The 9,451-nt window shown below is 63.1% G+C and carries 10 protein-coding genes; 4 read left to right on the top strand and 6 right to left on the bottom strand.

The genetic code is table 11. The annotated features are described in order from the left end of the window. Nucleotides 1-292 precede the first annotated feature (292 nt). Both BGN95_RS05920 and BGN95_RS05915 read left to right on the top strand, forming a co-directional pair. A complete protein-coding gene (locus tag BGN95_RS05920) occupies nucleotides 293-922 on the top strand; it encodes a Crp/Fnr family transcriptional regulator (RefSeq protein WP_286771954.1) in 630 nt (209 codons plus the stop codon). Continuing rightward, complete coding sequence (locus tag BGN95_RS05915) at nucleotides 919-2,223, top strand: hypothetical protein (protein WP_286771953.1); 1,305 nt, start codon at nucleotides 919-921, stop codon at nucleotides 2,221-2,223. Before BGN95_RS05920 ends, BGN95_RS05915 begins: the two co-directional genes overlap by 4 nt. Before the next feature lie 21 nt (nucleotides 2,224-2,244). Here BGN95_RS05915 and BGN95_RS05910 read toward each other — a convergent pair whose 3' ends face one another. From BGN95_RS05910 to BGN95_RS27220, 6 genes are all read right to left on the bottom strand, one after another. After that, a complete protein-coding gene (locus tag BGN95_RS05910) occupies nucleotides 2,245-2,880 on the bottom strand; it encodes a hypothetical protein (protein WP_286771952.1) in 636 nt (211 codons plus the stop codon). Continuing rightward, nucleotides 2,877-3,542: a C39 family peptidase gene (locus BGN95_RS05905; protein WP_286771955.1), complete on the bottom strand. Its 666-nt coding sequence runs from the start codon at nucleotides 3,540-3,542 to the stop codon at nucleotides 2,877-2,879. Before BGN95_RS05905 ends, BGN95_RS05910 begins: the two co-directional genes overlap by 4 nt. A 107-nt stretch (nucleotides 3,543-3,649) precedes the next feature. Beyond that, nucleotides 3,650-3,841: a hypothetical protein gene (locus BGN95_RS05900; RefSeq protein WP_286771951.1), complete on the bottom strand. Its 192-nt coding sequence runs from the start codon at nucleotides 3,839-3,841 to the stop codon at nucleotides 3,650-3,652. Nucleotides 3,842-4,089: 248 nt separating this feature from the next. Further along, nucleotides 4,090-4,767 (bottom strand): hypothetical protein, encoded by a 678-nt coding sequence (locus BGN95_RS05895; RefSeq protein WP_286771950.1) that lies wholly within the window; start codon nucleotides 4,765-4,767, stop codon nucleotides 4,090-4,092. Nucleotides 4,768-5,692: 925 nt separating this feature from the next. Further along, a complete protein-coding gene (locus BGN95_RS05890) occupies nucleotides 5,693-5,917 on the bottom strand; it encodes a hypothetical protein (protein ID WP_286771949.1) in 225 nt (74 codons plus the stop codon). 246 nt (nucleotides 5,918-6,163) lie between these two features. Continuing rightward, nucleotides 6,164-8,410 carry a porin family protein gene (locus BGN95_RS27220; protein ID WP_286771948.1) on the bottom strand — a complete coding sequence of 749 codons (2,247 nt, stop codon included), beginning with the start codon at nucleotides 8,408-8,410 and terminating at the stop codon, nucleotides 6,164-6,166. Between the two features lie 179 nt (nucleotides 8,411-8,589). Here BGN95_RS27220 and BGN95_RS05880 point away from each other — a divergent pair, with 179 nt between their 5' ends. Continuing rightward, a complete protein-coding gene (locus tag BGN95_RS05880) occupies nucleotides 8,590-9,264 on the top strand; it encodes a response regulator transcription factor (RefSeq protein WP_286771947.1) in 675 nt (224 codons plus the stop codon). Next, the coding region (locus tag BGN95_RS05875) for a hypothetical protein (protein WP_502688257.1) at nucleotides 9,257-9,451 on the top strand (195 nt) is incomplete at its 3' end. The genes BGN95_RS05880 and BGN95_RS05875, both read left to right, overlap by 8 nt.

The following is a 9,451-nucleotide window of genomic DNA, read 5'->3' as shown; positions in this document are numbered from 1 at the left end:
TGTCAGGTCATTTCGGGGGCCAACTCACCGAGCGGTAAGACAGACGTCAAGCGCCTGATCGCTGAACGAAGACATTGCCCACCTCCTGTTTCGGTCTTGAAACCGTGGGGCCGAGGCGTGTGCGCCCTGATGTCCTTCGCATCTCGACTCGCTTGGAATGCGATACCACCTCCAGGTGACAGCAAGATTACTCGACGCGTCTAATGCGCAATTTTACTTAGCGTTTCCCCGGATAGCGTTGGCTTCGGTTCCGCTTCACCTTGCGCAAGGCTGCCAGGGGAGCCCTATGCATATGACGATGCATCCATTTGGCCGACGCAGGGTCTTTCCGAAGGATAGCGTCCTTTTCCCGCCCGGTGACGCGACCCATCACCTTCACCGGATCGAGGAAGGCGTGGTGCGCCAGTGCCTGTATCTTTCCGACGGGCAGCGCCTTGTCGCAGGTTTCGCCTTTCCTGGCGAGTTGATCGGTCTCGTCGGCGGCCACCAGATGCTCACCATCGAGGCAGCAGCGCCGGTACTCACCTTCGAATGGGCGGTCGATCCCCAGGATGAGCACGATCAACGCGTCAGCATGCTGGTGCTGGCTCTGCATCAGGCCTATCTCGCGCTCGCCCTTCGGTCGCGCCGGCATGCGCGCGCGCGCGTCGCGGCGTTTCTCTTCGATCTCGCGGAGCGGAGACTGGGCAGCGAGTTCCGTCTCCTCATCCCGCTCGCAGATCTTGCCGATCATCTCGGGCTGCGGCTGCACACGATCAGCCGGACCTTTACCGAGTTAAGGAGCGAGGGGGTGCTGAGACAGGCGCGGGGTCGCCTCATCACCATTACCCAGATCGACCGGCTTCGCGAAATCGCAAACGAAGCCCCGGCGATACGGTCGAACGGTCATATCTCCGCTTCTTCGCCAGGGATAACCCAGTGATGCGCTACGCAACGACACGCTGGCTCTGCGCCGGCAGCCTGATTGCCTTTCCCGGCCAAGCATGGGCCATCGGGGCGTCGTCCGACGCGCGCACGTCAGTGTCAGTTGCTTCGGCACCGGCGCAAACCGCGCCCTCCGCATCGGTTGAGCAGCAGCTCGCCGACCTCGCCGCGCGGGTAGCGGCGCAGCAGAAGGAGATCGACGCGCAACAAAAGCAGATCATCGCTGACCGCGAGGAAATCGACACGCTTCGGCGCGAGACCGCGGCCGACCTGGCCGCCGCCCGCGCCACGGGGGTCGGCCCGCAGGCTGCGCCACCAGCGACCCAGACGGTGCCCGTACCGCAGACCACCGTTGGCGACGCGCAGGCCGCGAAACCCGATATCGCCGACAAGACCCAGGCCGTCCCCCAGGGGCAGGGCGTACTTACCCCGGCGGGGCGCACGACGGTACAGGCATCGCTCACCTATATCCGCTCCGCCAACGACAGGCTGGTGTTCGCCGGGATCGAACTGGTGCCCGGTCTGCAGATCGGCTCGATCCAGGCCTCGACCGCCGATCGCAACACCACGATCGACGCACTGACGATCTGGCACGGCTTTTCCAGCCGGCTCGAAGGCGAACTGATGATCCCCGCGATGATCCGTACCGACAGCATCCACCTCTCGCAGGTCCGCGACGGCACGGTGACCGAGGGGTTCGACCTCCACCAAACCGGAATCGGCGACATCGAAGGGGCGCTGCGCTGGCAGGTCAATGCCCCGCTCAATCCCGAAGCCCCGATCATCATCCTCGGGCTGCGCGTGAAAAGCGATACTGGCAAAAGCCCGTTTTCAATTGCTTATGACGAATTCGGCATCGCACATGGCCTCGCGACCGGTTCGGGCTTCTGGGGCATCCAGCCCGGCGTCACCGTGCTGCTGCCCTCCGATCCGGCGGTGATCTACGGCGGCGTTTCCTATCTTTATCAGATCCCGCGCAACATCAATCGCGAGGTTGCCGGCACGCTGATCGGCCATGTAACGCCTGGCGGCGCGATCACCGCGAATATCGGCTTCGGATTCGCGATCAACCCGCGCTTCTCCTTCTCCCTGGGGTATAGCCACACCTATATCCTGCCGACGCGCACCGAGCTCAACGGAAGTTTCCAGGATTCCAAGACATTGCAGGTCGGGACGCTCGATCTCGGCATGTCTTACCGCCTGAATCAACGCCAGCTGGTGACGTTCGCGTTCCAGTTCGGAGTGACGCAGGATGCCCCCGGCGTTTCGATTACCTTGCGGCTCCCGTTTACCTTCTAGGCCGGCCGCACGCCGTCCTCGTCAGTGCGAGAAGGTCGCGATCTCATGGCCAAGCCCCATATTGAGGGCGCCGCTATGCAGCGCAGCGGAAAACGCCGCGTAATTTCCCAGCGTTACTGTGGCATTGGTCTGCTGCAATGCGTTGAGGTTGGCCATCGTGTTGATCAGCACATTCTGCAACGCGCCATTGGTATTCTGGATCAACGCGGTCCGCCCGGCATTGGCGAAAAAGACCTGGCTGCCGGAGAGCATTTGCGGAATTGCAATGCCCCCCCCGCCCCCAGTCGCCGACGCCAGGTCAGCGACCGACAATTGGCTGCCGACGATGGTTTGCGTCGTCGCGCCATTGGCGGACAGGCTGACCAACGTCCGCAGCGCCAGCTGACCATCGAGATAGGTCTGCACATCCGCGCCGAAGCTGATGCTCATGCCGCCCCAGTCGAAGCCGCCATGCGCCTGGGCCATTTCGCTGTCGGTCAACGGAGTCATATGTGCAAGGACGCCAGCGCCCGTAGTGTCAGTTGTGGCCACGGAAAGGGCTGTCCCATCCGCATCGAGCGTCCGCTCGCCAGCATTTGCCGACGCGACCCCGCCCAGCGGCAACGCCGCCAGCATCAGCGCGAAACGCGCGGCGCGGCGCGTGGACGTGCGTGTCATGGGATGCCTCCTACGCGGATGTTGGGAAGAATCTGCACCTGAATTTGATAGATTGGCGGGAGATTGTCGGTGGTCGCGGTGATCGAGCGCTCGCCCTGGAAGACGCGGGTCGGTGCGGTGGACCAGGGATCCCAGTCGCGCGCGAGGTTGAACGCACCTTCCTTTCCGTTCGGCGGCGCGCTGATGATCAGCGCGATCCCGCTCCACATCTTGGCAAATTCGGCGTCGGAAATCTTGATCAGGCCGCGCGCCGGGTCGCCGATCAGCACCCGACCGTCACGCGCGCCCTTGATCACCACGAAATGCGTGTAACCGCGCACGTTGATCAATGCGATCATCGGCTTTTCCAGCGCCCGCATGTCCTCAATGCCGAGGCGATAACCCTGCGCAGCAAATCCCCGACCAACGAGGTAATTCTTCATGTCGAGCAGCGAGAAGCCTTTCTGTCGGATTTTCGGCTGATCGCCCTTGTCGTACATCGCCCTGAACGGCGCCGCCTCATCGGTTGGGGTATCATATTGATAAGTGAGCAAGGTCGCGACCGCTGCCGATCCGCAGCTGAAATCGAACCGCTGGCGCACGATTGTGCGGAACGGGATTTCGGCCCAACTCCTCACGCGCACGGTGTACCCCGGCTCGCGGCCCGGGGCAGCAACCGGCATCTGCGCCAGCGGCCGCGTCTGCGCCATAGCGGGCGACGCGACGAAACCCAGAAGACCGAGCGCGATACTGCCACCCGATCGCCATGCGGCAGGCCACCGCAGCATGCTCACTTCCCCAGATTGACGGTGAGGTTCATCGCGCTTTGCAAATTTGCCTGCGCGCCGGAATTGATCACGACATTGCCCATGCCGTTGAAATTGGCGAAGGCATTGTCCGAGAGGCTGATCGCGCCGGCGACATAGCTTCCCGCGATCGTATTTCCGGTAAGGGCGCTTTGCAGCGTCTGATTACCGATCACGATCGCTTGCCCGCCGCGCTGTTCGCCGAGTATTGCATCGTCAAGGACGGCCGCGTGAGCCGCGGATGAGTCAGTTGCTGGTGCGACGGTCTGCGCGAGCGTTGGCGCAGCGAGCGAGGCAAGCGCTATGGCCAAGCTGCTCGCGATATGAAGCCTGAAGGGAGGGAGCGACATCGTGCGTCTCCTGGCTTTTCGCATGAGACCAAAAAAACGCCGGGCGGACGAAGCCGCCCGGCAGGTTGGGAGCGTCAGTGAGTGGTAAAGGTCATCGTGCCTTGTGCAGCGATATTGGTCGCCGCCTGGGAATTGGCATTGATGCCGGTATTCCAGCCCTGGTTGAGGATGCCCGAATAGGCGGCGAATGCGCTGCCACCGATGCTGTTCGCGCCACTGTTGTAGGTCGAGTGATGGCCATTGAAGTTCATCGGACCAGCGTTGCTCACCGACGATTCCAGCGATTGATCGGCAACCAGACGGATGTTGCCGTTGCGCTGAGAATTATTGGTATTGTTCCAGGTCAGCGTCTTGTTGTGCTGCGAGCTGTCCGAATTGTTACTGTCGACCGTTAACACCTTGTTCCGCTGCGAATTATTGGTGTTGTAGCTGCCGACGGCGACCGTCTTGGTGCGTTGCGAATTGTCGGTGTTGTTGCTGTCGGCGGTCACCGTTTTGGTGCGCTGCGAGTTATCGGTGTTATAGCTGCCGAGCGTGAGGTTCTTGGTGTGCTGGGAGCTGTCGCTCTGGCTGCTCGTCAGCGACAGGCTCTTCGAAATGGTGGTCGCGGTGGTTTCGACTGAGGTGTCGCTGTGGTCACCGGACGCGCCGGTCACGGTCGATCCGCCGGCGCTGGTCTGCGCGAAGACCGGCACTGCGGAGCCGAGTGCGACGGCCGCAGCAACGCCGACAAGGAGCCTGGATTTGCTCATTTCAAGATTCCTTTCCTGTTGTCCGCGCGATCGCGGCAACAACTGGAATACCGGATGCGTCTGACCGACGTTTTGCGCCGACCGCATGTTCGACGGGCGAGATTGCGTACGTAAGAACCGACATGGCCGCGCAGGCGACCGGCTGCGGCCTGCTTTCGAGCAGTCGTGACCGGCCCGATCGCGAGGATGACGCGCCATCGTCCTGCCGGCCGCTCGTCCTGCGAGCGCAGCGCGGGAACGCCCCGAGGTCGCGCTCGCCGGTCCGGAGAATGGCTCCCCAAATCCGCCTGCACGCGATCGGAAGGAAATCGCCCCCAACGCGGATAACGAATAGGGGCGATACGACCAGCACGCCCGTGGTCAGGATCCAACCTTCCAAGACGCACCCGCGGCCGTCGCCCTACGATAAAGCTGCCGGGCGCAACACAATAGCGCGATTGCCACCCCAGAGATCGCCCGGTGCGACGAATCCTCTCCCCCCGACCGGTCGCTGGATCGACCATATGACGACCTACTGACGCTCGAAGGTTGGACGCATGATGGTCCACAAGGCCGGGCAGATCGCCGCGACATGCCACCAGCCCCACTATAGTCGTTCGCCCGGTGGACCGGGAACGCTGAGGAATGAATCGCGCCGGGTTGCCGGCGGCCCTGACTCCTCACACGGGCCGAGAAGTCCGGTAAAAGCGCCGGACCGGCCGATACCGCCGGAACTCCTCCGCTGTTGGCGCCGAGGCAAAGCGTGAGAGCGAAAGGCCCCCGCCCGCCAATTGCTCGATTGGGAAGCCACACAAGGGCGCTGGCGGCGCGCCCCACAATCGCCACGCAAGAAACGGTGTCCTCCTCTCGCGCCGGAGCCGGAACCGGCTTGAAACGAGGCGTCGCTTGCGTGCCCTGTGATAAGAAACGGCTACACCCGTCGGGCTTAAGAGTCCTGGTCGTCCTGATCGGTGGCAGGAGCATCGGGCGCGGCGTCCTGTTGCGCCTCCGATTTCTCTTCCAGCACGTCGGTCAGCTTGTTGACGCCCTCAAAACCGGCAACCGCCGCCGCGCCCTTGGCGAGAAGGCCAGCGTTCGGATCGACAGCTTCGAGCGCCTTATCGGCGGCGAACGCGCCAGCCGCTTCTTCAACCAACTTTTCGATGCCCATCTCAGTGCTCCTATGCAACCACTCAGAAAATATCCGCTTATGAAGATCTATACAGAATTTCCTTTGCCAACGCGATAGGCATGCAAGAAAATCGCCCGCGGAGGATAGCGGCGCTCACTTTCTTGTCTCCAGAATTTCGCCAGATGAATATTATATGAAATCTAGATGCCAGCCACCATCTAACGGACCGTGCTCGGATTAGATTTCATTTTTGCTTAATTGTCTTTCGCGTTGCGAACGAATCGATCACTCGAACGTCTTGCGGACACTTAGCCTGAATGACCGCCCTAGCGCATCAAGGTATCCCCGCTGATAAGCCGCCGGAACATCGCCGAACCGGTCGCGCACATTGGTTGTTTGATCGAACAGATTATCGATTGCGAGCAGGAAGCGCACGCCTTCCAGCCATGGCGCCGCCGCTCGCAATCGCGCCTGTTGGGCGGGGAAGAAGAACAGGCGCAAGTTGACGCTGACCGGTTCACCGAAGCTCAGCCTGCCCGGCATCCCCAGTGCGACCATCTCGTTGCCGCGCCATGTGGCGTTGGCACGGAAGCCGAAGCCGTGATGTGTCGCGCTCAACTGGGCATCGATCGCATGCCGGGCGACGCGCAGTCCCTCGCCAAGCGGGTTTGCGCCAATCAGGTCAAGTGACGCCTGCCCAGGTGTAAGCACGATCCGGTCGGCGAGGTGCCAGGTATCGTAGATGGCGAACTGTAGCGTCGTGCCGCTCGCCCCGAAATAATGCCCGCCGCCGAAACTGCCGCCGCCGGGCAGCTTCGGCCCCGCTGGCCCCGCCCAGGATTTGCTGAAATTGACACCGAAACGCAGGTCACGGCGGGTCTCGCTGGCGATATTGAGCGGGCGCATGTCGACTGAGAGGATCGCGCCGCCGGCATCGCGCTCGATGCGCCCCGGAAAAGCGGCCTCGAACGCCGGGGAGATGCCCGGAAACGCGAGAATCGCATCACGCGTGGTGGCATCGGTATAGGTTGCGATCAGCGACCACGCCTTGGCTGGCTTGAGCGCGGCTTCGGCCTTGAAGAGCGTGCGGACGTCATGACGCAGCAACGGATCGCCGCCGTCGAGCCGGGCGGCGGTGAAGGTCTGCCCGGTGCCATAATCGTAGAAACGGATATCAGGCGTCGCGATGAGCGGACTGCCGAGCTGGCGAATCGTCGGCAGCGCGGATTCGCGGGCGCCCGCGACGAGCAGGCTGAGCATCGGGCGCGGCGCCCAGTTGAAGGTCCAGCCGCGATCGATCGGCGCGGACACGTCCGAATAATCGTGAAAGGCGAGGTTCGCGCCCACCGACACCGCGCCGAGCGGGCTTTGGCGGCGCAGCACGGGCAAATCGAGCGCGACCTGGCCACCCGTTACGCGCCGCGTCAATCGTCGTGTCGTCCCGCTCTCATCACGCGCCGTCAGCCGTTCGCCGCTCATATCGGTTTTGACGGTGAGCGAAGCCTGGCCTGCCGGAGCCGCAAACAAGCTGCCGTTGGCCACCGCGTCCAGCGCAAGCAGATCGTCGATACCGCTGCTGCTGTTCGCCAGGGACGCGCCATCGGCCGCTGTCCGCACGACAGTCGCGATATGGTCGGCATTTGCGGTGACCGACCATTTCCAGCCCGATGTGGCGCCACTCAGGACTCCACCGAGATGGCCGGTGTCGGTGGTTGTGGTTCGTGCCAGCCCTTGCGAGGGATCGGACTGCATCGCACGGAGAATCGCACGCGAAGTCAGCCGGTCGTAAATCCCGTTGCCCGTAAAGCCGAGCCCATCGTCCAGTGCCCGCGCGAACACGCCATTGGCGGTGAACTGATGGGTCAGCGGCACCAATGTGCGCAGCGGCACAGCGCCAACGATCCCGCGTTGCGCCTCGGTGAGATCATCGCCCACCTGGTATTGCAGATCGAAGGTAATGCGATTGTCGCCCGAGATGCGGACGATATTGGCCTCGGTGTTGAAATCGTTGCGCGCGGTCGCCTGGGTCAGCCGGTCTTCGAGTTCACCGGTCGCCGACGCGAAGCTCGGGAACAGGACGACGTTGACAACCTTCTGATAGGCCGGATAGCCGAAACGGATCGCCGCTTCCTCCGGCAGCACCTCGACCCGCGCAACCGCCTCCGGCGGCAGCTTGGCGACTTCGTTGATCGAGGAAATACGCCGCCCGTTGAGCAATACTACGGTGCTGCTGCCGGCACGGGTTTGGGAGCCACCAGTCTGCGCTGAAAGCTGGGCGATGAGATCCGCAAGCGAGCTAGCTCCTATCGAGGTGATGGCGCCCGCTTCGATCGAAAGCTCCGGCGCGATCGGCCCCTCGACCGCTCCGCGCGGCCGACCTGCAGTGACGACCACCTCCTTCTCGGCCGGCGCCGGATTCTCGGCGTCCTGTGCCAATGCGGCATCGGCCACGAATATCGCGGGCGAGGAGGCGAGGCACAGCAGCAAGGCGCGCCCGAGGCGTCGCCCGGCAACGGAAGGCGCCGGAATCATCGTCACTCCATTCGCGATTGGTCGGGCGGGCTTATGGGTCAGCCCCGCCGCGGCAATAAAGGGGGAGAAATATTCTAAGTTTGCAATCTTTCGCCTTTACCGGATGTCGGACGGCATCATCGCCGACCTGTCACAAAAATCGCGCAGGACGATCCCGACACACTCGGGACTTGTCGGGCATGAACATATTGATCGTCGAAGACGATTTCGGGATCGCCGCTCACCTCGAACGCGGCCTGCGCCAGCACGGCATCGAATGCGCCGTCGCCGCCACCGGCGAGGAGGCGCTCTCGCACCTCGGGCATCGCCGATTCGACGCGATGGTGCTCGATCGGATGCTGCCGCGGCTCGACGGGATGGAAGTCCTGCGCCGCAAACCGTGCGAGATCCCGGTCCTGATGCTGAGCGCGCTCGGCACGCTCCAAGATCGCATCGAAGGACTGGATGCCGGCGCCGACGATTATCTGGTCAAGCCGTTTGACCTTGCCGAGGTCGTTTCGCGATTGAATGCGATCCTGCGGCGCGCGGGCAACGGGGATCGCGGCGACATCCTGCGCGCCGGCGATCTGGAGATCATCCTGACAACATTCCGCGCGACACGCGGCGGTCGCCCGCTGCACCTCAACAAGAAGGAGTTCTCGCTGCTCGCCGAGCTGATGCGCAACGCCGGTCGGCCGGTCACCCGCAAGATGCTGATCGAGGCGGTATGGGGCTATTCGTTCGAACCGACCACCAACATCATCGAAAGCAACATGAGCCGGCTGCGCGCGAAGCTCACCGTGTACGGCGATGCCGATCCGATCGAAACCTCGCGCGGCTTCGGCTACGTCCTGCGCGCAGGTGCCGATGCCTGACTGGCTGAAGCCGCGCAGTGTTACCGGTTTCTCGGGGCTGTTCGGATTGCTCTTTGCCCTGGGGTCGGTCGCGATCGGGGCGATACTCTATATGCTGGCGGGCCTCGCCTTCGATCGGGTGCAGGACGGACGGATCGAGCGCGAGCGCGAACGGCTCCTCGCGCCGGTCGCAGGGCATAGCCTCGAC

It is taken from the genome of Sphingomonas sp. 66-10 (genome assembly GCF_001897045.1).
In the GTDB taxonomy this organism is placed as follows: domain Bacteria; phylum Pseudomonadota; class Alphaproteobacteria; order Sphingomonadales; family Sphingomonadaceae; genus Sphingomonas; species Sphingomonas lycopersici.
This window is presented reverse-complemented; position numbering and strand designations above follow the sequence as displayed.